The sequence below is a fragment of the Aliiroseovarius sp. PTFE2010 genome (assembly GCF_049943335.1).
In the GTDB taxonomy this organism is placed as follows: Bacteria; Pseudomonadota; Alphaproteobacteria; order Rhodobacterales; family Rhodobacteraceae; genus JBNFVY01.
Genome location: NZ_JBNFVY010000002.1, coordinates 180,303 through 206,346 on the forward strand (window position 1 = coordinate 180,303; position 26,044 = coordinate 206,346).

Below are 26,044 nucleotides of genomic sequence, written 5' to 3' on the forward strand. Positions count from 1 at the left end.
CGCCCCGTGCATATGCGCTTGGATCAATGTCCGTTGGCACGCCAGAGGTGCATGTTCTGATGTATCATGCCGCCTGCTCCCTGCGCGCGTCCGGCGAATGCGCCGACGCATCATGCTGAACAGCGCGTTCCGGCGGGGCCAGCCACAGCACGATTTGCCCCAACACCAGTTGCAGCGCGCTGAACCCAAAGGCCAGCGCCAACCCGTTCCAGCCCGGGTCAGGCAAGCTCAGGACGTCGGACATGACCGGCAGCCAGAGGGCGATGCCAATCATGCCCAGACACAGCGCAATGGCCCCCCAAACCCAGATATTGCGCGTAACCTCGTTGGACCAGAAGCCCGAACCAGGCGTGCGCATGTTGAAGACATTCCAGACCTGCGCCAACGCCAGTGTAAGGAAGGCCACCGTGATCGCCTGGGGCACGGCCAGGTTCAGCCATTCCAGCGCAAGCACAAAGGCGGCAAGGGTCGCGACGGTGATCGCAGCCCCCAGAAGGGCAATATACGCCCAGCGGCGATTGTCGACGATAGGCTCGGCCGGGTCGCGTGGCGGGCGGTCCATGACGGTGTCATCGCCCGTGCCAAGTCCCAACGCAAAGGCCGGAAAGACGTCCGTGACCAGGTTGAGGAACAGGATTTGCAGCGGCAAAAGTGGCGTCGGCAGCCCGGCGCCCACGGCAACGCCCACGACCATCACTTCGCTGACGTTGCACGACATCAGGTAAACCACGAACTTCCGGATATTGGCAAAGATCACACGCCCCTGGCGCATCGCGGCAATGATGGTGCTGAAGGCATCGTCGTTCAAAACGACCTCGGCGGCTTCACGCGCGACCTGCGTGCCGCGCTTGCCCATCGCGATGCCGATATCTGCCTTTTTCAGCGCAGGGGCATCGTTCACACCGTCCCCTGTCATCGCGACGATCTGGCCGCTCTTTTGATAAAGCGTCACGATTTTCAGCTTGTCCGCCGGGGCGACGCGGGCAAAGACATCGGTGTCAATGATGCGTGCCCGATCCGCCTCGGTGGGATTGTCGAGGTCCATCTCGCGGATGTCTGCGCCCGTCAGCACGTTCATCGTTTCACCCGCCAGACCCGCCTGCCGGGCAATTTCGGCGGCGGTCTGGGCGTGATCGCCCGTCATCATCACGACCCGCACACCCGCGCGGCGGCTGGCGGCAATCGCCTCTGGCACATCGGCGCGGATCGGATCGGAAAGACAGACCATGCCCAACAGGATCAGCCCTTCGTAGGGTTCGGCCGCCGGATCATCTGTTGTTTTGCTTGCCACCCCCAACAGTCTCAGCCCTCTGCCGGCCGCCGCGCGCGCACGTTCGCTCCAATCCTCGCGCATGCTCGCATCCAGCGAAACGACGCCGCCCTCTGTCAGCACCCGGTCGCAGGATGCCAGAACTTCCTCTGGCGCGCCTTTGACGGCAAAAACGATGCCATCGGGCCCGTCGTGGACCGTTGCCATCATCTTGGCGTCCGGATCAAAGGCGTGTTGGGCACATATGGGTTTGTCTTGCAGGATCTCTTCGCGCGGATGCCCGGCGGCCTGAGCCAAATCAAGGAGCGCCAGTTCCATCGGATCACCTGCGCGTTGATCGCCATTACCAAGGCTGGCCGTGTTGCACATCGCCCCAGCCTTGACCGCCTCGGCCAGACCCGGTTGGTCCGAAAGGGCGATGGCCGCCCCATCCATCACGAACCTGTGGTCCTGCGTATCGATCTCTACATCGCCCGAAGACAAGAGCATGCCGACAGCCGTCATCCGGTTTTCCGTTAACGTGCCGGTCTTGTCGGTCAGGATGATCGTTGTCGCCCCCAGCGTTTCGACCGCCGACAGACGGGCCACCAGCGCATTGCGTTGCGCCATCCGCCACATTCCCCGCGCAAGACATAGCGTCGCCACGACCGGCAGGCCCTCGGGCACTGCTGCCACGGCCAATGCGACGCCGGTCTCGACCATCTGCGCGATCGGATATCCGCGCCAGACGCCCAGGGCGATGATGAACAAGGTCAGCCCAAGGGTCAGCCAGACCAGCTTGTGCCCAAGCCGATCCAGACGGCGCTCGAGCGGTGAGCTTTCCGCTTCGGCAGTCCGGGTCAGATCGCTGATCCGGCCCAACTCTGTTGCCATGCCGGTCCCCGTGACAACCGCTTCGGCGCTGCCTTGGGACACTGACGACCCTTTGAACGCCATGTTCGCGCGTTCCGCGATCACGGTATCTTCGGGCAGTTCTTCGGTCTGCTTGGCCACAGGCATCGATTCGCCAGTCAGGACGGATTCGTCGACATGCAGGCCCGAAGCCGTCAGCAAGCGCATGTCCGCCGTCACGATATCGCCCGCCTCGAGCAGCACGATATCGCCCGGCACGAGATCCTGCGCATCGACCATGCGATCCTGCCCATCGCGGCGCACCCGCGTCTTGACCTGAGCGATTTTGTGGAGCGCTTCCATGGACCGCGCCGCGCGCAATTCGGTGATGAAACCGATGGCCCCATTGATCAGCAGCACGACGCCGATCGCTGCAGCTTCGACCAGGTCACCCAAATACAGCGACAATCCTGCCGCCGCGCCCAGCAACCAGACAATGACACCTTTGAACTGGTGAAGCAGGATGGACAGCGGACTCTGCGTCGCGTGACGTCGAAGGCTGTTGACACCATATTTCTGGCGCCGTGCCGCGATTTCGGATTCACTAAGACCGACCTTGGGGTCGACCCCGAAGTGTTGGGCGATCTCAACGTCTTTTCCAGAATGCACTGTTTGTTTTGTTTGGGTGTCCATTTTGGACCTCTGCATCGCAACTTGAGAGCTTTCACTAAAGCGATCACGCCTCGCATGCATTGACAAGGATCATATCGCGAATTGGATCTGACGCAGAGGTATTCCGCTGCTTTGGCTTGGCAAATGCCCATTTCCGAGACCAGCGATGGCGCCATCGCTCATGCCCGAATTTCACACGAAAGCGGTCTGCATCGCATTGGCCAGAAGTTCGAGCCACCAGCGTTTGTACGAACACCTTGGCGGCGGATTTTCGACACTGGCCCTCAGATGACACTGGCCCGCCGATACCGCTTGATCGGCGCAACTATTCACAAACCAGCGGCCCGGGCTGATCCGGCGCGCGCAACGACAGAGCTTTGGAAAGCCAGGCCAGGTCGATCCGACGAACGCGAGGACAAAGAACGCCAGGACAAATCAGTTCCGTTTTCTGGCCATGCTGTACCATCCCCCGCCCCCTGCACGCCTGTTTTTCAGGCAAACGCCGGTGTTCTGCACAGTTTGTCATCCCTTGGTTCTGGACTCGGCGCATGGCGCTGCCTTCTACTGGAAACTATCCGAATTCTTTTGCCATTTGGTCAAACAATCGAGGCATGCCTCGCAAATCAGGGGGATCAGTTTCATGACGCACACAAGAAAAACCAGGGTGATCGGCCTTTCCCGCCGGAAGTTTCTCAGCACCACTGCGGGCATTGCCCTTGTCGTGGCGGCGGGCGTGCCGGGGGCTTTGAAGGCGGCCGAGCCGCTCAAGGTTGCGGGCATCTACACCGTGCCCGTTGAACAACAATGGGTCAGCCGCATTCACAAGGCCGCCAGCATCGCCAAAGAGCGCGGCGACATCGACTATGTGTTTTCCGAAAATGTATCGAATACCGACTACGCCCGCGTCATGCGCGAATATGCCGAGCAGGGTTTTCAGTTGATCTTGGGCGAGGTTTTCGCCGTCGAGCAAGAGGCCCGTGAGGTGGCCGCCGAATACCCCGACATCGCTTTCCTGATGGGGTCCAGCTTCAAGCCGGACGACTCGCTGGCCAACTTTGCCGTATTCGACAACTACATCCAGGATGCGTCATATCTGTCCGGTATCATCGCGGGCGCGATGACGGAAACCGGCAATATCGGCATGGTCGGCGGTTTTCCGATCCCCGAGGTCAATCGCTTGATGCACGCCTTTATGGCCGGCGCACGCGAGATGAACCCTGACACCACATTCCAGGTCAGTTTCATCGGCAGCTGGTTCGATCCGCCCAAGGCCAAGGAAACAGCGTTTGCAATGATCGAAAACGGCGCCGATATGCTCTATGCGGAACGGTTCGGTGTGTCAGACGCGGCGCAGGAAAAGGGCATCCTTGCCATCGGCAACGTAATCGACACCCAGGCCGATTACCCGGGCACCGTCGTCGCCTCGGCGATCTGGCACTTCGAACCCACACTGGACAAGGCCATCGCCGAAGTGAACGCCGGCACATTCACCGCAGCCGATTACGGTCTTTATTCCTTCATGAAGGAAGGCGGCGCGTCACTGGCCCCGCTCGGCACGTTCGAAGGCAAGGTGCCACAAGCGGCGCTGGATCTCGTCAAGCAGCGTACCGACCAGATCACGTCCGGAGAGTTCGTGGTCGAAATCAACGACGAAGAACCCAAGTCCTCGTAAATGTCGATTGCAGAGTCGGCGCAGGTTGTCTTGCGCCTCGATTCCATTACCAAGCGTTTCGGCAAGCTGGTCGCGAATGACGCGGTCAGCCTGTCGCTGCGTAAAGGCGAGGTGATTGCCCTTTTGGGCGAAAACGGCGCGGGCAAGACCACGCTGATGAACATCCTTTTCGGCCAGTACACGGCCGACGAGGGCACCGTCGAAGTCTTCGGCCAGCTTTTGCCGCCCGGCAACCCGCGCGCCGCGCTGGATGCCGGGGTTGGCATGGTGCACCAGCATTTCACGCTGGCCGACAACATGAGCGTTCTGGAAAACGTCATTCTTGGCACCCAACCGCTCTTGTCACTGCGACTTGACCGGGCGGCGGCGCGATCAAAACTCGGCAAGCTGGCCCGTGATTTCGGCCTGAAGGTTGATCCCGATGCCAAGGTCAGCAGCCTGACGGTTGGCGAACGTCAGCGGGTCGAAATCCTCAAGGCGCTGTACCGCGATGCCCGCATTCTGATCTTGGACGAACCGACCGCCGTGCTGACCCCGCAGGAAACCGAAGAACTGTTCGCGACCCTGCGCAAGGCGATCAAGCTTGGCCTGTCGGTGGTGTTCATCTCGCACAAGTTGCACGAGGTCATGGCGATTTCCGACCGCGTCCTGATCCTGCGGCACGGCCGTCTGGTCGCCGAACGGCCCATCGCGGATGTGAACAAGGAAACGCTGGCCGCGCTTATGGTCGGGGCCGACGTATCGGCGCCCAAGGTAGCGCCCGGACACCCAGGTGACGTGCTTTTGCACCTACGCCAGGTCACGACCCCGCCGCGCGGCAACGCACCGGGGCTGAGCAAGGTTTCACTGGCGCTGCACGCAGGGCAGATCGTGGGGCTTGCGGGGGTTTCGGGCAACGGACAAGGCGCGCTGGCCGAACTGATCGGCGGGCTGATCGGGCCAGCATCGGGCCGGCTGGAACTGGATGGCGCGCAGCTTGAAAACTGGTCCCCCCGCGCGGCGGTCCAATCGGGTATCGCCCGCATCCCCGAAGACCGGCACAAGACCGGCACCATCGCTGAATTTGACCTCACAGAAAACGCGATCCTGGAATCCTATGGCCGGCAACCCTACAGTCGGTCAGGCGTGATGAACTGGCCCCAGGCCGAAGCGTTCGCGCGCGAGATCATCGAAACCTATGACGTGCGCTGCCCCGGACCGGGCACGCCAATCAGGCTGTTGTCGGGCGGGAACATGCAAAAACTGATCCTCGGTCGCGTACTAGAGGCAAATCCGCGCATCATTCTAGCCAACCAGCCGGTGCGCGGCCTGGACATCGGTGCGGTCAACTACGTGCATTCGCAACTTCTGGCCGCCCGCGACCGGGGCGCGGCAGTGCTGCTGATATCAGAGGACCTAGATGAGATCATGGCCCTGTCAGACGTGATCCACGTCATTTGCGAAGGGCGCCTGTCGCCGGGATTTGCACGTGGAACGATGACGCCGGCCGAAATAGGGGGCTGGATGGCCGGGCAAGGGTTTGAAGAGGAAGCCGCTCATGCGTCTTGAACCGGTGGCCAACCCCACACTCTGCCGCACGACATTGCCGCCTGTGATCGCCATCGGATCCACCGTGGTGATCGCTTCGCTGTTGGCCATGATTGCAGGGGCCAATCCGTTTTCGGTGCTTGGCCTGATCCTGAAAGGGGCGTTCGGGACAAAATTCGCCCTTCTTGAAACGCTCAACCGGGCCACGCCACTTATCTTTACCGGGCTTGCCGTGGCCGTCGCCTTCCGGGCGCGTCTGTGGAACATCGGGGCCGAAGCGCAGCTTTATGCCGGCGCGCTCATGACCGTGGTTCTGGGCACCGGCATGTTGCAGTGGGGGGCCGTCGCGCTGCTACCCGCGCTGGTGGTCGCATCGATGCTTGCGGGTGCGCTGGTGCTTTTGGTGCCGGCCCTTCTCAAGGTGCGTTTCGGTGTCGACGAAGTGGTAACAACCCTGTTGTTCAACTTTATTTTCCTGCTGTTCATCTCGTTGTTGCTGGAAGGACCGCTGAAGGATCCGATGGGCATGGGATGGCCCAAATCGGCACGTCTTGTGCCCGAAGCACGCCTGCCCCGCATCTTCGAAGGGCTGCGCCTGCACTGGGGCTTCGCGCTGGCCTTGTTTGCCGCGGTCGTCGTGTGGGTGATCGAACGGCGCACAACGCTGGGCTACGAAATGCGCGCCGTGGGCCTCAACCGCGCGGCTGCGGACTTTGCCGGGATTCCGGTCAACCGCGTGTTGATCAAGACGGCGCTGCTGTCCGGCGGGCTTGCGGCGCTTGCGGGTTTTTCCGAAGTAGCCGGGCTGAAAGGCAGCCTGACGCTCGATCTTAGCCCGGGCTATGGCTACACCGGCATTACCGTGGCGATGCTGGCGCTTCTCAATCCGCTGGCCGTGGTGGCTGCGGCGTTGTTCGTGGCGGGTATCTTTGTCGGCGCCGACAGCATGAGCCGCGCGGTCGAAGTGCCCAGCTATCTTGCCGACATCATGCTGGCGAGCGCACTTCTGCTGATGGTTCTGGCGATCCTGCTGACCCGGTTCCGCGTGGTGAGGGAATAGCCCATGGACATCCTTGAAATCCTGCTTTCAGCCAGTTTCTGGACCGCCGCGATCCGCATCGCCAGCCCGCTGATCTTTGCGACCCTGGGCGAGCTGATCTGCGAACGCGCCGGCGTTCTGAACCTGGGGATTGAGGGCATCATGGTCGCCGGGGCCTTTGCGGGATGGATGGCGGTCTATTCCGGCACCGGCCTGTGGGCGGGGGTGGCGGTTGCCATGGCGGTGGGAATGCTGTTCGGGTTGATCCACAGCCTTTTGACCGTGCCGTTCGGCCTGTCGCAGCACGTGGTGGGCCTTGGCGTCACGCTGCTGGCGACATCTTTGACCTATTATTCATATCGCGTCGCCCTGCCCGAGGTGACCAGCCCGCCCAAGATCGATGCGTTCCAACCATTTGAAGTCCCGCTTCTGTCCGATATTCCGCTGATCGGCCCGGCGCTTTTCGCGCAGACACCTCTGACCTATCTGGCGTTCATTCTGGTGGGTGTGGTGGCGGTGGTGCTCTATCGTACGCCGCTTGGTCTTGCGCTGCGGGCAGCCGGCGAAAACCCATCGGCTGTCGCGGCGCAGGGTCTTTCGGTTACCGGAATCCGGATGGGCGCGGTGATCGTGGGCAGCGGGCTGATGGCCGTGGGCGGCGCATTTCTGACCATGTCGGCCTTCGACAGCTTCTTCTTTGAAATGGTCAACGGGCGCGGCTGGATCTGCATCGCGCTCGTGGTATTTGGCGCATGGAAACCCGGCAAGGCGCTGTTGGGCGCGATCCTGTTTGCCGCTTTCGACGCACTTCAGATCCGGGTGCAGCAGACGCCGCTTGGCGCCGATATTCCCTATCAGGTCTTTCTGATGATGCCCTATATCCTGTCTATTCTGGCGCTCATCGTCATGTCGCGCCGGGCCGAGGTGCCCGCAGCGCTGATGGTGCCATTCAATAAAGGAGAACGCTGATGTTCGATCTCATCGTCAAAGGCGGCACGTTGCCCGATGGGCGCAGCGCCGATATCGGGATCAAGGGCGAAACGATCACAGCTCTCGAAGACCTGTCCGGCGCCCAAGCCGCCGAGGTCATCGAGGCGTCGGGCGATCTGGTAAGCCCGCCCTTCGTCGATCCGCATTTCCATCTCGATGCGACGCTTTCTTACGGGCTGCCACGCATCAACGCATCGGGCACGCTGCTGGAAGGCATCGGGCTGTGGGGGGAACTCAAGCAGATCGTCACCAAGGACGAAATGGTCGAACGCGCCCTGACCTATTGCGATTGGGCTGTCAGTCAGGGTCTGCTTGCCATCCGCAGTCACGTGGACACCTGCGACGACCGACTGTTGGGCGTCGAAGCGATGCTCGAGGTACGCGATCGTGTCCGCGACTATCTCGACCTGCAACTGGTGGCCTTTCCACAAGACGGTTTCTACCGCGACCCGACCGCGCGCGACAACACGATCCGCGCGCTCGACATGGGCGTTGACGTGGTGGGGGGAATTCCGCACTTCGAACGCACTATGGCCGATGGGGCGGCATCGATCCGCGAACAGTGTGAACTTGCGGCCGCGCGCGGGCTGATGGTTGATCTGCATTGCGATGAAACCGACGACCCGCTCAGCCGTCACATCGAAACCCTGGCATTCGAAGCGCAGCGACTGGGCCTGCAGGGCCGGGTCGCGGGCAGTCATCTGACGTCGATGCATTCGATGGACAACTACTATGTCTCGAAACTCTTGCCCCTGATGGCCGAAGCCGGGGTCGCGGCCATCCCCAATCCGTTGATCAATATCACCTTGCAAGGGCGGCACGACAGCTATCCCAAACGGCGCGGCCTGACGCGCGTCAAGGAAATGCAGGCCCACGGCATCACCGTGGGCTGGGGGCAGGATTGCGTGCTGGATCCGTGGTATTCGCTGGGCACGGCGGATATGCTCGACGTGGCTTTCATGGGCCTGCATGTGGCGCAAATGACCAGCCCCGAGGAAATGGCGCGCTGTTTCGACATGGTAACCCATCACAATGCCCGTATCCTGGGGCTTCGCGATTATGGCATTGCGCCGGGCAAACGCGCATCGCTGGTCGTGCTGGACGCCGCCACCCCGATCGAAGCGCTACGCCTGCGTCCAGCGCGCCTTGCCGTGATTTCGAACGGCAAGATCGTCAGCCGGATGCCACGTGAGGATGCCGCGTTGTCGATCCCGGGCCGCCCTTCGACGGTGCGTCGGCGGCACGCACGCACCAACTAGGGGCCGTCAGATCCGCCCTGCGCTGGCTGACCGCGCCCTGTCATTCAGCCCTTGCGGTTGCCCGATGCCATTTATCCGCGCCGGGCTTTTCCAAGGTCAGCGCGTGTCGGCTTCGCAGCTCATTCGGGTTTCCCGCCCGGCCCATTTTTGTTGCGCGCAGGTGAAACCGAAGCCGCCCGAGGGGTGCAGCGCAACTGCGCCACGCCTCGCAAATCGCGGTTTTGTTGACCCGGCGAGGCCCGGTTAGGATGAAAACAAATATTCGGTTCGCGCGCGGCCAAGATGATCTGGCCGGCACGCAACGCGGCCCAGCGTGGGCGCCTGCCCTCAGCGCCAATCCATAGCCGCCGCACGACACACGGCGGAAGGTTCGCCCAGACCTGACAGTATTCGCACACCCTTGAAGGTGTATCTTGTTTTTTGAAACAGTTTTGCGCGCCGTATCTGCTAGAAACGCCATGAACGCCCAATTCCGTGTCCACCCGTACCCGACCGATCCAGCAACGCTGCAAAAGGAAGCCGTCATGCCAAACCCAAGCACAGGCCGCGCCTCGAATTCCAAAGGTCAATTGACCGTTGATCCGCAATTGCGCCGGTTTGTCGAGGACGAAGCCCTGGCAGGTTTGGACATCTCGGCCGATCAATTCTGGGGCGCACTGTCCGATATCGTTCACGAGTTCACGCCGCTCAACCGGGCCCTTTTGCAAAAACGCGACGATCTTCAGGCCCAGATCGACGCTTGGCACATTGCCAATCGCCAAGGGCCGCACGATCCGAACGGCTACAAGGCCTTTTTGGAAGGGATCGGTTATATCGTGCCAGAGGGTCCGGATTTCGTGATCGAAACGGAAAACACCGACCCCGAGATTGCATCGGTTCCCGGCCCGCAGCTGGTGGTGCCGTCCGACAATGCACGCTTTGTCCTGAATGCGGCCAACGCGCGATGGGGCAGCTTTTACGATTGCCTTTATGGTACCGACGCAATGGGGCCGCCGCCACAGGGCAGAGCATTCGATGACGGGCGCGGCGCACGGGTGGTGGCGCGGTCTGCGGTGTTTCTCGACGAAATTTTCCCGATCGAGACAACCAGCCACGCCAAAGCATCGCAATATGCCGTGTCCGGGGGTCAACTGCTTGTGGATGGCTCACCTCTCAAGTCCCCGGGTGCTTTCGCTGGCTACAAGGGCGATCCGCAATCCCCCCAGTCCGTTTTGCTCTGCAACCATGGTCTGCATGTCGAACTGGTCTTTGATGCCACGCACCCGATCGGGGCGAAATCGCCATCGGGGTTGGCGGATGTTGTGCTTGAATCGGCGATGTCCGCGATCATCGATCTGGAAGATTCCGTCGCCTGCGTGGATACACAAGACAAGGTTGTGGCCTACCGCAACTGGCTTGGGCTGATGCGCGGCGATCTTGAAGAAACCTTCGACAAGGGCGGCAAGACGATGACGCGCCGCCTTCACGGCGACCGCCCATTCACTGCGCCCGGTGGCGGATCACTCTCGCTCAAGGGGCGGGCGCTATTGCTGGTGCGCAATGTGGGCCACCTAATGACGACCCCGGCGGTTCTGGACCGCAATGGCAATGAGGTATTCGAAGGCCTGTTGGACGCGATGATCACTGTGGTGATCGCCATGCACGATCTGATCAAGACCGACGGTGCGCGCAATTCGCTCTACGGGTCGGTCTATGTCGTGAAACCCAAGATGCACGGCCCCGAAGAAGTCGCGTTTGCGAACAAGGTGTTCGGCGCCGTCGAAGATGCACTCAACCTGCCGCGCCATACCGTGAAACTGGGCATCATGGACGAAGAGCGCCGCACAAGCGTGAATCTCAAGGAATGCATCCGGGCGGCCAAGCATCGGGTTTTCTTTATCAACACCGGCTTTCTTGATCGGACCGGGGACGAGATCCACACCTCGATGGAGGCCGGGCCATTCAGTCGCAAGGACTTCATCAAGCGCAAGGGATGGATCACCGCCTATGAGGACCAGAACGTCGATATCGGTCTGGAATGCGGCCTGTCGGGCAAGGCGCAGATCGGCAAAGGCATGTGGACGGTTCCCGACGAAATGGCAGCGATGCTCGAGCAAAAGATCGAACATCCGCGCGCCGGCGCCAATTGTGCCTGGGTGCCCAACCCCACGGCTGCCACGTTGCACGCCACGCATTATCACAAGGTGGACGTGATGGCAGTGCAAGCGGCGCTGGCCAAGGGTGGGCGCCGCGCTTATGTCGATGCTCTGCTGGACATACCACTTGCAGCCTACCGCCAGTGGACACCCGAACAAATCCGCCATGAGGTTGAAAACAACGCCCAAGGCATTTTGGGGTACGTGGTGCGCTGGATTGATCAGGGCGTGGGGTGTTCCAAGGTGCCGGACATCAACGATGTGGGCCTGATGGAGGACCGCGCGACCTGCCGGATCTCGGCGCAGCACATAGCAAACTGGCTGCATCATGGGGTCGTGGATCGCCAACAGGTGTCAGAAGTGATGCAGCAGATGGCCCGGGTCGTGGATCGTCAGAATGCAGATGATCCGCAATACACGCCGATGGCACCCGGTTTTGACGGGATCGCATACCAGGCCGCATGCGACCTGGTTTTCGAAGGATGCGCCCAACCGTCGGGTTATACGGAACCTGTCCTGCATGCCCGGCGGTTGGAATTGAAAGCCAAAATGGCGGGCTGAACAACCACGAAACGGTTTGGGCGATACGCGCCGCTTGTGGCGATAACCTTGCGCGTATAACGCTGATTTTCAAAACTTCCCGAAGAGAGCTGTTGCGTCTTTGCGGGTGGTTGCGCACGGGATCGAAGCGCATATTCCAACCAAATCGCACGTCGCCGTCAGGAGCATCCATGAGCACCAAGTATTTCGCGCCGCACGGGGGCCATCCGGATCAGAAGCAGCTTGCCACTGATCGCGCCGTCTTTACGGATGCCTATGCGGTTATCCCGAAAGGCACGATGCGTGACATCGTCACCAGCTTCCTGCCGTTTTGGGACGATACCCGGCTCTGGGTGCTGGCGCGGCCACTCAGCGGTTTTGCCGAGACCTTTTCGCAATACATCATGGAAGTGCAGCCGGGCGGTGGGTCGGATCGTGCGGAAACCGATCCGGGGGCCGAAGGGGTTCTGTTCGTCGTCGAAGGGACCGCCACGCTGCAAGTAAACGGACAGACGCACGAAATGACCCCCGGCGGATACGCATACCTGCCGCCCTCAAGCGGCTGGGTCCTGCGCAATCGCGCCGATGAGGTTTTTCGCTTCCACTGGATACGCAAGACCTACGAGGCGGTAGAGGGCTTGGACACGCCGGACGTTCTTGTGCTGAATGAAAACGACATCGCGCCAACACCGATGCCTGGCACCGATGGCAAGTGGGCCACCACCCGCTTCGTCGATCCGGCCGATCTGCGGCATGACATGCATGTGAACGTCGTTACCTTCGAACCCGGCGCTGTCATCCCCTTCATGGAAACCCATGTGATGGAACACGGGCTTTACGTTCTGGAAGGCAAGGCGGTTTACCGTCTGAACACCGACTGGGTCGAGGTCGAGGCAGGCGATTACATGTGGTTGCGCGCCTTCTGCCCGCAGGCCTGCTATGCAGGCGGGCCGGGCCGGTTCCGCTATCTTCTTTACAAGGACGTCAACCGGCATATGGCACTGCGGCCCGGTGCAACAGCCTGACCGCAGCACCCGCGCATCAAGGTTTCGGCCAAGTAACGCTGCGACCGATCATCAAAGCCAGTTCAAAGGTTGGCGCAATGTCCGCGTGGACCAGCGTCGATACGTTGGCACCGGCCACAACGCCGCGACCAGCGGCCGCGATGCAGGGGCCAAAAAATACAAAGCGGCGCAAGCAATGCGCCGCTCTGCGTTATGTTCGCGATAGACGCTTGGCGCGTCAGCAGATGATCGTCAAACGTGCTCATCCTTTGGGGGATGCACAACCATGCCGGCCAAGGCGTCTTCGGCGCCGCCACCCGGAAGATCTTCGGGCAAGAGCAGGTTCAGAATGATCGCGATGAGAGCCGCTGTCAGGATGCCCGACGTGGCCAGAACTTTCAAAGTTCCCGGCAGGTACTGAAGCGCATTCGGCTCAAGCTGCAGCCCCAGACCCAGCGACAGCGCAATCGCGAAGATCACCATGTTGCGGCGATTCCAGTTCACGTCCGACAGCATCGAAATGCCGGCGGCAACGACCATGCCAAACATCACGATCACCCCGCCGCCCAGCACCTCGATCGGGATGGATGAGATCACAGCACCGATTTTCGGGATAAGGCCGCAAATGATCAGGAAGAGCGCGCCAAGGGTCACGACCATGCGGCTCATGACACCGGTCATTGCGATAAGGCCCACGTTTTGTGAGAACGACGTATTGGGCAGCGCACCGAACAGGCCCGAAACTGCCGTGCCCAGACCATCGGCAAAGGTCGCCCCCTGAATTTCCTTGTCCGTCGCCTCGCGCCCGGCGCCACCTTTGGTGATCGCCGAAACGTCGCCAACGGTTTCAACGGCGGAGACAAAGGCCATCGCACAGAAACCGATGATCGCCGCGACCGAGAATTCGATACCAAAATGCAGCGGGTTCGGCAGGGCAAAGGGCGCCGCACGGCTCACGCTTTCAAGGCTGACCTGGCCCAGAGCAAAAGCGACGATATAGCCGACCACCAAACCGATCAGAACCGCCGAAACCGATAGCATCCCGCGGGCAAAGAAACTCAGCCCAAGGGTAACAACGATCACCGTTCCGGCCATGAACCAGTTCAGACCAGAGCCATATTCTTCGGTGCCGATTGCTGGCACACCGCCAGCGGCATACTGGATGCCGACCTTGACAAGCGCCAGGCCGATCATCGTGACCACAAGCCCGGTAACCAGCGGTGGCAGGGCAAAGCGCAACTTCCCGATGAAGAGCCCCAGAAAGGCGTGGAACAGGCCGCCCACGACAACGCCGCCCATCAGAACGGCAATGGCGTCCACCCCTTTGCCGGCGACCAGAGGGATCATGATCGGGATAAACGCAAAGCTGGTGCCCTGCACGATCGGCAGACGTGCGCCCAACGGGCCGATGCCGATCGACTGGAACAATGTGGCTACGCCAGCAAAGAACATCGACATCTGGATCATGTAGATCATCTGTGGAAAGTCAGGGCTGTTCGAACCAAAGCCGAAACCCGCTGCCCCGCACACAATGATCGCCGGGGTAACGTTCGATACGAACATCGCCAACACGTGTTGGATCCCAAGCGGAACCGCCTTGGCCATTGGCGGGGTGTAATTTGGATCGCGCAGCTGCTCCGGCGTTCCGATGGATGCATCCGACATGGCGTCTGTCCTTCCCTAGTGATGCGTGCGCTGGTTCACTATCCGGCGCTTGTTAAAAGTTTATCTTACGATGACGTATGGTTCGTCGAACCAATGCTCTTCCAGGTTCGGACTGTCATTGACACGGTCAACGACCGCGAAAAGACCGGGGCCCGACAAGGGGCACAGCACCCCGTGCCAGACGTTGCGACCGATGTTCACGCCCTGTCCGGAGCCTGCGATAAAGCCACGCGGCCGGTCCGGAACCCCATTGTTGTCCCCAGCCAGCACCACCAGATATTCGCCGTCCTGCATTGGCAAAAATGCTTGGCTTCCGAGTGGATGACGCTCCATCATCTCTAGCGTGAACGGCATCGGGAAAGCCGCCGATTTGAAAAGGCTGATCCCGACATCGCCAGCGATATCAAGCGACGCGCGGTCGTGGAAACGGCCGCAATACCCCCGGTTGATGATCTTGTCCGCTTCCCCGCTTGCGTCAATCAATTCCGCAAGCCCACGTATGGCGTCTTGCGAGATCGGTGCGGCGGGAACGGTCCGGCTCATGTTGCGAATTTCTCTTTCAGGCGCAGCTCGGCAATCCGTTCAACCTGGCGGCAGGCCTCCGCAAACTCGGCGTCCCGGTCGTTGCCGATGCGCCGATGAAAGGCCTCAAGGATGCTGGCTTTGGTGTTGTCTTTCACCGCGATGATGAAGGGAAACCCGTGACGTGCCACATAGTCGGCGTTGAGTTTCTGGAAGGTTTCGCGCTCTTTGTCGGTCAGCATGTCCAGCCCGGCCCCGGCCTGTTCGCCGGAACTTTCCTTGGTCAACCGGCCCGCTGCCGCCAGTTTCCCCGCCAGGTCAGGGTGTGCGTTGAGAACGCCCAACCGTCGGTCCTTTGACGCAGATCGAAACACACGCGCCAAGGCATTGTGAACGCCCGCGGCGTTGTCGTGAGACGGCCCCAGTTCCAGTTCATACGCACCTTCGGCGATCCAGTGGCTGTGTTCGTAAACCCCGCCGAATTCCGACACAAAGGTTGCTTTGTCCATCTCTGACGGTCTGAGCCCTGCCAACGGTGGATGTTCGCGGGCCCAATGATCGGCGATCTGTTCGCGGGTCGCGAACCAGACGCCGTCATGTTGCACGAAGTGATCCAGTGCGCGTTTCAACGCTATGGCCCGCCCCGGACGACCGGCAATGCGGCAATGCAAACCGATGGACAGCATCTTTGGCGCCCCTGCCTCGCCTTCGGCGTACAGCATGTCGAAACTGTCCTTCAGATAGCTTTCGAACTGGTCACCCGTGGTGAAACCCGCCTGAATCGCGAACCGCATGTCGTTGCAGTCCATCGTATAGGGAACGATCAGTTGGTCTTTCCCGCCCGCTTTTACCCAATAGGGCAGATCGTCGGCGTAGCTGTCAGCAATATAGGCCAGATCGCCGACTTCGGCGGCCAGGTCCACGGTATTGACCGAACAACGCCCCGTGTACCAGCCACGCGGCGGGGTCCCTACAACCTCGGTATGCAGGCGGATCGCCTCGCGGATCTGGGCGCGTTCTTCATCAGCGCTCATGTCCTTGTGCTCGATCCATTTCAGCCCGTGGCTGGCGATTTCCCAACCTGCGGCTTGCATTGCAGACAGTTGCAGCGGCGCGCGGGCCAGCGCGGTCGCGACCCCGTAGACCGTGATCGGAATGTCCTGCAAAAGGCTGTGCACCCGCCAGAACCCGGCGCGGCTGCCATATTCATAGATGGATTCCATGTTCCAGTGACGTTGCCCCGGCCAAGGCACCGCCCCGGTGATTTCGGACAAAAACGCCTCGGATGCAGCATCGCCATGCAGGATGTTGTTTTCGCCGCCTTCTTCATAGTTCAGCACGATCTGAACGGCGATCTTGGCACCGCCCGGCCACGTCACGCGAGGCCACTGCCCCCCGTAGCCGGTCATGTCTCGCGGATATCTTGACACGTGAATTCCCTTTTGCTCCTTCATTCATACCCCAGTAGACGCCAATTGTTTTTCAAAAAAAACAGGAAGCAGCCTTCGGACAGACCCGACCTGTCATGAACCCTGCAAACGGGTTAGAAATGCACAGGAATTAGGAGGTCTTGGAATGACTGGCTATTTGACGACCCATGTTCTGGACACCGCGCGGGGCTGCCCGGCAAAAGGCATCAGGATCGCGCTGTACCGTGTCAGTGGCAATTCGCGCGCCAAGATCGCCGAGACTGCAACCAATGACGATGGGCGAACCGATGCGCCCATCCTTCCGGCAGACCAGTTCAAGACCGGCACCTATGAGCTGATCTTCTTTACCGGGGATTATCTGCGCGCCAACGGTTTGGCCCAGGGCGACATCCTGTTTCTCGATCAGGTGCCAATCCGGTTCGGCATGTCGGATCCAGACGCGCACTACCACGTCCCCCTGCTGCTATCGCCCTTCGGCTATTCGACCTACCGCGGCAGCTAGCCTGCCTGTTGGCGCTGCGCCGTGGATTTGAAGGTACCTGCAATCCTGTCGATCATGAATTCCATGAACAGGCGTGTCTTTGGATCCTGGCGGCGGCGGTGGGTGAAAAGGCAAGCCATTTGAATGGGTTCGGGCGGCGTTTGCCGCGCGACCGGCACCAGACGCCTGGTTTGCAAGTGGTCTGCGATCTCAAGAACCGGCTTCATTGCGATCCCGTGGCCGGCCAGCGCCCAATCCGTCAGAACGTCGCCATCGTCGGATTCGTAACGCCCTGTGACACGAAACCGTTTGGGCCCTGCCGGGGTCGTCAGAACCCACTGAAATTCGGTGGCGCCTGGAAACCGCAAACTCAGGCATTCATGCCCGTCAGACACAAGATCGTCCCCGCAAACCGGCATGCCCTTTCTTGCGATGTAGTCCGGGGACGCGCACAAAACACGCTCGACGTCTGCGATCTTGCGGATGCGCAGGTTGCTGTCTTCGGGTTTGCCAAGGAAAAAGGCCAGATCCAGGCCTTCGGTCGTCAAATCCACTTTCCGGTCGGTCAAGCGAAGCCTTACGTTCACGTCTGGATAGTCTTTCAGAAAATCGGGAACCAGGGGCGCAATCAGACGCCGCCCGACCCCAAGCGGGGCGGCAACGTACAGCGACCCTTTGAGGTTTTCGGTGATATTGACGATCTGCGCTTCGGCGCTTTCGACAGCTTGCAGAATATCTGTCGCCCCGCGGTAGAACGACTGCCCTTGCTCGGTCGGCGTCAAACTGCGGGTCGTGCGTTGGAACAGTCTCACGCCGAGATGCTCTTCCAACTGCGAAATCCGTGACGACGTAACGGCTGGGGAAATCCGCAGATCTCGCCCCGCCGCAGACATGCTGCCCAGTTCGTAGACGCGTACGAACGTCCGAATGTTGTCGAGGTAGGACATTGTTCTGTTTTTTTTGATGCTGTATGGCCTTTCATGGCAATACCAGAACAAATCCGTCTCGCCTAGAGTCATGGCAATCCGAATCGTGGGGGTAAGGCCATGTATGACTTGGCAATTCTATGGGACTGGATCGCCTTTTCCGTCCGCTGGCTTCATGTGGTTGCCGCCATGGCGTGGATCGGCGCGTCGTTTTATTTCATCGCGCTCGATCTGATGTTGAAACCCGATGACGCTCTGCCCGAAGGCGCCCATGGCGAAGAATGGGAGGTCCACGGCGGCGGTTTCTATCACACGGTGAAATACCTTGTCGCCCCGGCCCGGATGCCCGAACACCTGACGTGGCACAAATGGCAGAGCTACACCACATGGCTTTCCGGCGCGGCGCTCTTGATGATCATGTACTGGGTTGGCGGCGAATTGTTCCTGCTGGACCCGACAAAGATGGACCTGACCCTTTGGCAGGGCATCTTGATTTCCGCTGGCTCGCTGACCATTGGGTGGCTGGCCTATGACGCGATGTGCAAATCCAGGCTGTCCGACACCCCCACCTTGCTGATGCTGTTGCTGTTTGTGATCCTTGTAATCATGTCATGGGGTTACCATCAGGTCTTTACCGGGCGTGCGGCGCTTTTGCATCTGGGCGCCTTCACCGCGACGATCATGACGGCCAATGTGTTCTTTCAGATCATCCCCAATCAACGCATCGTCGTCGAAGACCTGAAGGCCGGGCGCACCCCGGATGCAAAATACGGCAAAATCGCCAAGGTTCGCTCGACACACAACAACTACCTGACGCTGCCGGTCGTCTTCCTGATGCTGGCAAACCACTATCCGTTGGCTTTCGCCACCCACTATAGCTGGATCATCGCCAGCCTGATTTTCCTGACCGGGGTCACGATCCGTCACTACTTCAACACCATGCATAAAACCGGGCGCGGACCGCATTGGACGTGGGCCGTCACGGTCTTGTTGATGGTCGTGATCGCATGGCTGTCCACGGTGCCGGGGGGCGATAGCTACGAAAACGCCGAAGCCCGCGCTCTGACACCCTATGAAGAAAAATACGCCTCGGCCGCGACCTTTGAAGAGGCATACTACACCGTCATTGGAAACTGTTCGATGTGTCACGCCCGCGAGCCATCTTGGGACGGCATGCACTGGGCGCCCAAGAACATCGTGCTGGAAACTGAAAGCGATGTCGCGCGCCATGCCGATCAGATCTACCTGCACGCCGGTCTGACCAATGCCATGCCGCCACCGAACGCCATCGAAATGGATGACGAAGCGCGCGCATCGATCGTGGCGTGGGTGCGCGAAGTGCGCGGCGAATAAACCCCCGGCCTGTCACATATTGCCCGACCTGTCTGCGTTTGGGTCGTGCCCCTGTTCGATGTAGACCTGTCGCGACGGAAACCGGCCGGCCACGCGTATCACCCGCATTGTTTACAAAATGCGAGACGGAACCGTGACACGTTATTCCCCGCTGCAAACCCTTATCCATTGGTTGATCGTGATCTTGTTCACGGCGAACTATTTCGTTTCAGATGGCATGGGCCGTGCGCTCAGGACCAAGCTGGACGGCGGCACACCCGACCAGTTTGCCGCCAGCATTCACCCGCCCATCGGAATTGCCATCTTGGCACTGATGGTCATCCGCGTTGCCCTGCGGCTGCGCATGGGCGCGCCGGATTTGCCGCCCACGACATCGCCCACCATGGCCAAGGCGGCCAGGGCCGGTCATCTGGCGTTCTATGTCCTGCTGTTCGCCATTCCGATCTCGGGCATGGCCGCTTGGGGCGTGGGCATCCGAGAGGCGGGCGAAGTGCACGAGGTGCTGGTCAATCTAACGGTGATCCTGGTGGTGGGCCACGCCGCGATGGCACTCTATCACCAGTTGATCCTGAAAGACGGGCTGATGACCCGCATGTCTCTGCGCCGATAAAAAAACCGCCCGCAACCAAATGGCTGCGGGCGGTTTGGATCACATGTACCACAACGTTTACTGCGCCGCGATCAGTCCCATCGACTCAAGCTTCAGCAGAACCTGGTGGGCGCAGTTGTCCACATCTACGTTTTCAGTCTCAAGCCGCAGCTCGGGGTTTTCAGGCACATCGTAAGGGTCGGAAATCCCGGTGAATTCCTTGATTTTTCCTTCGCGGGCCAGTTTATAGAGCCCCTTGCGGTCGCGCCGTTCGCATTCTTCGATCGACGTCGAGACATGCACTTCGACGAAAGCGCCGTATTGCTCGACGTTCTCGCGGACGATCCGGCGGGTCGACGCATAAGGGGCGATGGGCGCGCAAATCGCGATACCGCCGTTCTTTGTGATCTCGGACGCGACATAGCCGATGCGCTGGATGTTCAGGTCACGATGTTCTTTCGAAAAGCCAAGTTCCGAACTGAGGTTCTTGCGCACCACATCGCCGTCCAGCAGGGTGACAGGGCGCCCGCCCATTTCCATCAGCTTGACCATCAGCGCGTTCGCGATCGTGGATTTGCCTGACCCAGAGAACCCGGTGAAAAACACGGTAAAGCCCTGCTTCGAGCGCGGGGGTCTGGTTTTACGCAGCTCTGCGACCACTTCGGGAAAGCTGAACCATTCGGGAATTTCCAGCCCTTCGGCCAGACGGCGGCGCAATTCGGTCCCTGAAATGTTCAGGATCGTCACGTCGTCCTTGTCGGCGATCTCGTCGGCCGGCTCGTACTGGGCGCGCTCTTGCACATAGACCATGTGTTTGAAATCGACCATTTCGATGCCCATTTCGTGCTGATGCGCACGGAAAAGTTCCTGGGCGTCATAGGGGCCATAGAAATCCTCGCCCTGGCTGTTCTTGCCCGGGCCGGCGTGATCGCGTCCGACGATGAAGTGCGTGCAGCCGTAATTGGCGCGGATCAGCCCGTGCCAGACAGCCTCACGCGGGCCAGCCATCCGCATTGCCAGCGGCAACAGCGACATCGTCGTGGTCGAGGCGGGGTACTTGTCCAGCACAGCCTCGTAACAGCGGACCCGGGTGAAATGATCCACATCGCCCGGCTTGGTCATGCCAACGACCGGGTGGATCAGCAGGTTCGCCTGGGCCTCTTTGGCGGCGCGAAATGTCAGTTCCTGGTGCGCGCGGTGCAGCGGGTTGCGGGTCTGGAACGCCACGACCTTGCGCCAGCCCAGCTTGCGGAAATAGGCGCGCAGTTCGTTTGGGGTGTCCCGGCTGCCGCGGAAGTCGTAATGCACGGGTTGCTGGATGCCGGTAACCGGTCCACCCAGATAGACCTTGCCGGCCTGGTTATGCAGGTAATGCACGGCAGGATGGGCCAGATCGTCGGCGCCAAAGACCTTTGCGGCCTCGTTGGATTTGTTCGGCACCCAATTGTCCGACACGGTCATCGTGGCCAGGATCACGCCTTCCTGGTCGCGCAGGGCAATATCCTGTCCCTCTTGCAGCGACGCCGCGAACTCTTCGCTCACGTCCAGCGTAATGGGCATGGGCCACAACGTGCCATCGGACAGGCGCATGTCTTCGACCACGCCGTTGTAATCTTCCTCGGTCAAAAACCCCTTCAGCGGGTTGAACCCGCCGTTCATCAGCAGTTCCAGATCGCAAATCTGCCGCGGAGTCAGATCCCAGCTGACCAGTTCGCCAGCTTCCGTCTTGAGCTTCTGCGCGCTATCGTACGAGACGAAAAGTTCGGGGATCGGTGCAAGATTGGGTGACATCATTTCCGGTGGCGCCTTGTTCCAATGGGTAGGTCAAACTGTCAACGGGGCCCACGGCCCCCACTATTTGCAGCGCGGTGTGCAACCAGTTGTGGAAAAATTCAACCCTACCGACACTGACGGCGCAAATTGAGGCGAAATAGCCCCAGGTTTCAGCGATTTCGCCAGTTTTGTTCCCCACCGCGCGTCCGTTTGGGAAATAGTCCCGCCAGAGAGACGCCTCTGTTGCTGCGGCGCAGCATTGTCGTCAGGGCGCGTCTTGTTCCGCGAGCCACCGCTCGGCGTCCAACGCGGCCATGCAGCCCATTCCAGCGCTTGTCACTGCTTGCCGATAAACGTGGTCGGTCAGATCGCCTGCGGCAAAGACCCCCGGCACCGACGTTTCCGTCGTCCCCGGTTTGACCTTGACGTAGCCGCCACTGTGCAATTCCAGCTGATCCTTGACCAATTCGCTGGCAGGCGCGTGGCCGATAGCGATAAAGGCGCCCTTGCAGGGGATTTCGATGATGTCACCGGTCTTGACGTTCTTGGCCCGGACGGCTTCGACCCCCAGCGGGTTGTCTTCACCGACCACTTCTTCAAGCTGGTGATTCCACAGGATCTCGACCTTGGGGTTCTTGAACAGTCTCTCCTGCATGATCTTTTCCGAACGCAGGCTGTCGCGGCGATGAATCAGCGTGACCTTGCTGGCGAAATTGGTCAGGAACAGCGCTTCTTCGACAGCCGTGTTTCCGCCGCCAACCACCACAACGTCCTGGCCTCGATAAAAGAAACCGTCGCATGTCGCGCAAGCCGAAACACCGAACCCTTTGAATTTCTCTTCGCTTGGCAAGCCCAGCCATTTCGCCTGTGCGCCGGTGGCCAGAATGACCGCGTCAGCGGTATAGGTTGTTCCGCTGTCGCCCTGCGCGGTGAAGGGTCGTTGGCCCAGATCCAGCGACTGGATGTGATCCGCAATGACCTCGGCGCCCATGGCCTTGGCATGGGCTTCCATTTTGACCATCAACTCTGGTCCCTGCACTTCGGTTTCGCCGGGCCAGTTTTCAACTTCGGTTGTGATCGTCAACTGCCCGCCGGGCTGAATGCCTTGCACCAACACCGGCTCAAGCATCGCGCGGCTGGCATAGACGGCCGCAGTATATCCGGCCGGGCCGGAACCGATGATCAGGACGCGGGTGTGCTTGGGATCGGACATTGGTTTTCTCTTTAATGGGTCATTTGTTCCGATATAAGCGGGGGGCGCGCGGGATGGAAGGCCAGTTCGCCTCGCAACCGACTCTTGCGCCCGAAGCCCGAACCGCGGAATGATATTGCGCCGCCGCGAAACATTATTGCGCCGCACAGCAGTTCAACATATGTTTCGCGAAACAATTCACCTGGGAGCACTCAAATGGCCGGCACCAAGCTGGACGAAATCGACCGCAAGATTCTGGCCGAGTTGCAAGCTGATGGACGCATAACGAATGTCGAACTGGCCAAGCGTGTCGGCATTTCCGCCCCCCCCTGTCTGCGCCGCGTCCGAACACTGGAAGAGGCAGGGTATATCCGCGGGTATCACGCCGACGTCGACAGCCGCGCGTTGAATTTTGAAGTGCAGGTTTTCGCAATGGTCGGCCTGCAAAGCCAAGCCGAAGCGGATCTGGCGCGGTTCGAAGCGATGTGCCAGAAATGGCCGCTGGTGCGCGAGTGTCACATGCTGAACGGCGAGGTGGATTTCATGCTGAAATGTGTCTCGCCGGACCTGTCGACGTTTCAGAGCTTTCTAACCGGGCAGCTGCTGACGACGCCGAACGTGGGATCGGTGAAGACGTCGCTGGTGATCCGCTGCGCAAAAGACGAACCGGGTGTGCCATTCGATGTGCTCGAAAATCGCCTTGCCCAGGACGCCTGACGCAACAGGTTGCACCGCGATCCTGCCAATTGCCACGCGATGGTCGTGCTTTGGTCGCGTTCAGGCGCTATGCTTGGTCAGATACTGAACCCGACCACATTCGGAACGCAGGCAATGCTGTCACGACTGTTCAAACGCAAACCCAAGACCGCCCCAGTTTTCGGGCAGCAAAGTTTTGCGGACGCAAAAGCGCAGCACGACGCACATTTGTCCAACGTCAACGCGGCGCTGCGCCAATCGGGTGCGGGGCCTTTGATCGCTCTGCCACTTTGCGCTGCGGCATGCGAAGGGGGCGCGATATCCAATTTCCTACTGCAGATCGGCGCCAATCCCTTCGATCGCTGGAACATGATGTATTTCGCCGCGGATGCGTCCACCGCCCAATTGCTCGACACCGTGCAATACAGCCCCGAATTGGACAGCCAGTATGATCAGGCCGTCACCGACGTGATCGGCCGCGTTGCCATTGCCTGGGACAGTTTTCACGACCGGTTCCCCAATTCCGACCCCCAAACCACCGCAGATTTCGCCGCGCAGCTTTGCGATTTGCTGGATGGCATGGCGCGTGATCTTGAACCGCGCATTTACCTTGGCCGAACGAACAAGTGGACCGCGTTCTTTGACCAAGAAGCCACCGCCGCCTGACCGCATCGTCCCGGCCGCTGTCGCCCCCCGGTCCGATCCGGCGCTGACGCCCTTTCAACAAGAAAAGGGGCCACCCAAAGGTAGCCCCCCGCAGTCTTTTGGCTGAATGGGCGAGAAACTCGCCCAGACGGGCCGGTTGGCTTACATCATGCCGCCCATGCCGCCCATGCCGCCCATGTCGGGCATGCCGCCACCAGCCGCGCCTTCTTTGGCGGGCTTCTCGGCGACCATGGCTTCGGTGGTGATCAGCAGGCCAGCGATCGAGGCCGCATCTTCCAGAGCCGTCCGGGCCACCTTAGCCGGGTCGATCACACCGAATTCGAACATGTCGCCATATTCTTCGGTCTGTGCGTTAAAGCCAAAGGACAGATCTTTGCTTTCGCGGATCTTGCCAGCCACGACAGCGCCATCGACGCCAGCGTTTTCTGCGATCTGACGCAGCGGAGCTTCCAGAGCACGGCGCACGATTGCGATGCCGGCTTCCTGATCGCTGTTTTCGCCGCCCAGACCTTCCAGAGCCTTCGCGGCCTGAACCAGAGCGACACCGCCGCCCACGATCACACCTTCCTGAACGGCCGCACGGGTCGCGTTCAGCGCGTCGTCAACACGGTCTTTGCGTTCTTTGACTTCAACCTCGGTCATGCCGCCAACGCGGATGACAGCAACACCGCCGGCCAGTTTGGCCACGCGTTCTTGCAGTTTTTCGCGGTCGTAGTCGCTGGTGGTCTCTTCGATCTGCTGACGGATCTGGCTGACGCGGGCTTCGATCTCGGTCTTGTCGCCGTGGCCGTCCACGATGGTGGTTTCGTCTTTCGTGATCTTGATCGTCTTGGCAGTGCCAAGCATTTCCATGGTCACGTTTTCCAGCTTCATGCCCAGATCTTCGCTGATGACCTGACCGCCGGTCAGGATCGCGATGTCCTGCAGCATGGCCTTGCGGCGATCGCCGAAGCCCGGTGCCTTGACAGCAGCAATTTTCAGGCCGCCGCGCAGTTTGTTGACCACCAGGGTCGCCAGCGCTTCGCCTTCCACATCTTCAGCAATGATCAGCAGCGGCTTTTGCGACTGGATCACCGATTCGAGCAGCGGAACCATCGGCTGCAGCGAAGAGAGCTTTTTCTCGTGCAGCAGAACCAGGCAATCGTCCAGTTCAGCAACCATCTTGTCGGAGTTGGTCACGAAGTAGGGCGACAGGTAGCCGCGGTCGAACTGCATGCCTTCCACGACGGTGGTCTCGGTTTCCAGACCTTTGTTTTCCTCGACGGTGATAACACCCTCGTTGCCGACCTTCTGCATGGCGTCAGCAATCTGGCGGCCGATGTCAGCTTCGCCGTTCGCCGAGATCGTGCCGACCTGAGCAATTTCGTCGCTGTCCTTGACTTCGCGGGCCGCGTTCTTGATCGCTTCGACGACCTTGGCGGTGGCCAGATCGATGCCGCGCTTGAGGTCCATCGGGTTCATGCCAGCGGCAACCGACTTCATGCCTTCCTTGACGATGGCCTGGGCCAGAACCGTCGCGGTGGTGGTGCCGTCGCCAGCTTCGTCATTGGTACGGCTGGCCACTTCTTTGACCATCTGCGCGCCCATGTTTTCGAACTTGTCTTCCAGTTCGATTTCCTTGGCCACGGACACACCGTCTTTGGTGATGCGCGGTGCGCCGAAGGATTTTTCAATCACCACGTTACGCCCTTTGGGGCCCAGGGTGACTTTGACAGCGTCTGCCAGCACGTTCACGCCCTTGAGCATGCGATTGCGGGCATCGGTATCGAACTTGACGTCTTTAGCCATTGTTCTCTCCTAGATTTCCGGTTG

At 60.3% G+C, this 26,044-nt stretch carries 20 protein-coding genes; 12 read left to right on the forward strand and 8 right to left on the reverse strand.

Annotated features, from left to right (window positions below; translation table 11 throughout):
- Nucleotides 1–64: 64 nt before the first annotated feature.
- Nucleotides 65–2,794 (reverse strand): cation-translocating P-type ATPase, encoded by a 2,730-nt coding sequence (locus tag ACP2AV_RS04745; protein ID WP_426371535.1) that lies wholly within the window; start codon nucleotides 2,792–2,794, stop codon nucleotides 65–67.
- A gap of 619 nt (nucleotides 2,795–3,413) precedes the next feature.
- On the opposite strand from ACP2AV_RS04745, the gene ACP2AV_RS04750 reads away from it, so the two are divergent.
- The 7 genes from ACP2AV_RS04750 (at nucleotide 3,414) to ACP2AV_RS04780 (ending at nucleotide 12,960) form a co-directional block, all read left to right on the forward strand.
- Nucleotides 3,414–4,445, forward strand: coding sequence for a BMP family protein (locus tag ACP2AV_RS04750; RefSeq protein ID WP_426371536.1), 1,032 nt, complete (start codon nucleotides 3,414–3,416; stop codon nucleotides 4,443–4,445).
- Nucleotides 4,446–5,993: an ABC transporter ATP-binding protein gene (locus tag ACP2AV_RS04755; RefSeq protein ID WP_426371537.1), complete on the forward strand. Its 1,548-nt coding sequence runs from the start codon at nucleotides 4,446–4,448 to the stop codon at nucleotides 5,991–5,993.
- Nucleotides 5,983–7,032 carry an ABC transporter permease gene (locus ACP2AV_RS04760; RefSeq protein WP_426371538.1) on the forward strand — a complete coding sequence of 350 codons (1,050 nt, stop codon included), beginning with the start codon at nucleotides 5,983–5,985 and terminating at the stop codon, nucleotides 7,030–7,032. Before ACP2AV_RS04755 ends, ACP2AV_RS04760 begins: the two co-directional genes overlap by 11 nt.
- Nucleotides 7,033–7,035: 3 nt before the next feature.
- Entirely contained in the window at nucleotides 7,036–7,980 is a 945-nt protein-coding gene (locus ACP2AV_RS04765; RefSeq protein WP_426371539.1) for an ABC transporter permease, read from the forward strand.
- The gene (locus ACP2AV_RS04770) at nucleotides 7,980–9,260 is read left to right on the forward strand and encodes an amidohydrolase family protein (RefSeq protein ID WP_426371540.1); all 1,281 of its coding nucleotides are present in this window, start codon (nucleotides 7,980–7,982) and stop codon (nucleotides 9,258–9,260) included. The genes ACP2AV_RS04765 and ACP2AV_RS04770 overlap by 1 nt, the downstream gene beginning before the upstream one ends.
- Before the next feature lie 524 nt (nucleotides 9,261–9,784).
- Nucleotides 9,785–11,956 carry a malate synthase G gene (locus ACP2AV_RS04775; RefSeq protein ID WP_426371785.1) on the forward strand — a complete coding sequence of 724 codons (2,172 nt, stop codon included), beginning with the start codon at nucleotides 9,785–9,787 and terminating at the stop codon, nucleotides 11,954–11,956.
- Between the two features lie 170 nt (nucleotides 11,957–12,126).
- On the forward strand, nucleotides 12,127–12,960 hold the full coding sequence (locus ACP2AV_RS04780) for a bifunctional allantoicase/(S)-ureidoglycine aminohydrolase (RefSeq protein WP_426371541.1): 834 nt from the start codon (nucleotides 12,127–12,129) through the stop codon (nucleotides 12,958–12,960).
- 231 nt (nucleotides 12,961–13,191) lie between these two features.
- Here the strand turns inward: ACP2AV_RS04780 and ACP2AV_RS04785 are convergent, their stop codons facing one another.
- From ACP2AV_RS04785 to puuE, 3 genes are read right to left on the reverse strand one after another with little or no spacing between them, the layout of a single operon-like run.
- Nucleotides 13,192–14,604, reverse strand: a complete 1,413-nt coding sequence (locus tag ACP2AV_RS04785) for a uracil-xanthine permease family protein (RefSeq protein ID WP_426371542.1) — start codon at nucleotides 14,602–14,604, stop codon at nucleotides 13,192–13,194.
- A gap of 60 nt (nucleotides 14,605–14,664) precedes the next feature.
- Complete coding sequence (locus ACP2AV_RS04790) at nucleotides 14,665–15,147, reverse strand: ureidoglycolate lyase (protein WP_426371543.1); 483 nt, start codon at nucleotides 15,145–15,147, stop codon at nucleotides 14,665–14,667.
- Entirely contained in the window at nucleotides 15,144–16,556 is a 1,413-nt protein-coding gene (gene puuE / locus ACP2AV_RS04795) for an allantoinase PuuE (RefSeq protein WP_426371786.1), read from the reverse strand. The genes ACP2AV_RS04790 and puuE overlap by 4 nt, the downstream gene beginning before the upstream one ends.
- A gap of 145 nt (nucleotides 16,557–16,701) precedes the next feature.
- Here puuE and uraH point away from each other — a divergent pair, with 145 nt between their 5' ends.
- Nucleotides 16,702–17,058 carry a hydroxyisourate hydrolase gene (uraH, locus tag ACP2AV_RS04800; protein ID WP_426371544.1) on the forward strand — a complete coding sequence of 119 codons (357 nt, stop codon included), beginning with the start codon at nucleotides 16,702–16,704 and terminating at the stop codon, nucleotides 17,056–17,058.
- On the opposite strand, the gene ACP2AV_RS04805 is transcribed toward uraH, so the two are convergent.
- A complete protein-coding gene (locus ACP2AV_RS04805) occupies nucleotides 17,055–17,984 on the reverse strand; it encodes a LysR family transcriptional regulator (RefSeq protein WP_426371545.1) in 930 nt (309 codons plus the stop codon). The two genes, uraH and ACP2AV_RS04805, sit on opposite strands and share 4 nt — an antisense overlap.
- A gap of 99 nt (nucleotides 17,985–18,083) precedes the next feature.
- Here ACP2AV_RS04805 and ACP2AV_RS04810 point away from each other — a divergent pair, with 99 nt between their 5' ends.
- The gene (locus tag ACP2AV_RS04810) at nucleotides 18,084–19,316 is read left to right on the forward strand and encodes a urate hydroxylase PuuD (protein ID WP_426371546.1); all 1,233 of its coding nucleotides are present in this window, start codon (nucleotides 18,084–18,086) and stop codon (nucleotides 19,314–19,316) included.
- Between the two features lie 133 nt (nucleotides 19,317–19,449).
- Complete coding sequence (locus tag ACP2AV_RS04815) at nucleotides 19,450–19,926, forward strand: cytochrome b (protein WP_426371547.1); 477 nt, start codon at nucleotides 19,450–19,452, stop codon at nucleotides 19,924–19,926.
- A gap of 57 nt (nucleotides 19,927–19,983) precedes the next feature.
- On the opposite strand, the gene ACP2AV_RS04820 is transcribed toward ACP2AV_RS04815, so the two are convergent.
- Nucleotides 19,984–21,699 (reverse strand): bifunctional sulfate adenylyltransferase/adenylylsulfate kinase, encoded by a 1,716-nt coding sequence (locus ACP2AV_RS04820; protein ID WP_426371548.1) that lies wholly within the window; start codon nucleotides 21,697–21,699, stop codon nucleotides 19,984–19,986.
- 244 nt (nucleotides 21,700–21,943) lie between these two features.
- The gene (gene trxB, locus ACP2AV_RS04825; RefSeq protein ID WP_426371549.1) at nucleotides 21,944–22,891 is read right to left on the reverse strand and encodes a thioredoxin-disulfide reductase; all 948 of its coding nucleotides are present in this window, start codon (nucleotides 22,889–22,891) and stop codon (nucleotides 21,944–21,946) included.
- A gap of 195 nt (nucleotides 22,892–23,086) precedes the next feature.
- On the opposite strand from trxB, the gene ACP2AV_RS04830 reads away from it, so the two are divergent.
- Nucleotides 23,087–23,587, forward strand: coding sequence for an Lrp/AsnC family transcriptional regulator (locus ACP2AV_RS04830; protein WP_426371550.1), 501 nt, complete (start codon nucleotides 23,087–23,089; stop codon nucleotides 23,585–23,587).
- Between the two features lie 69 nt (nucleotides 23,588–23,656).
- Nucleotides 23,657–24,232, forward strand: coding sequence for a hypothetical protein (locus ACP2AV_RS04835; protein WP_426371551.1), 576 nt, complete (start codon nucleotides 23,657–23,659; stop codon nucleotides 24,230–24,232).
- Between the two features lie 141 nt (nucleotides 24,233–24,373).
- Here the strand turns inward: ACP2AV_RS04835 and groL are convergent, their stop codons facing one another.
- Complete coding sequence (gene groL, locus ACP2AV_RS04840; protein ID WP_426371552.1) at nucleotides 24,374–26,020, reverse strand: chaperonin GroEL; 1,647 nt, start codon at nucleotides 26,018–26,020, stop codon at nucleotides 24,374–24,376.
- Nucleotides 26,021–26,044: the final 24 nt, after the last annotated feature.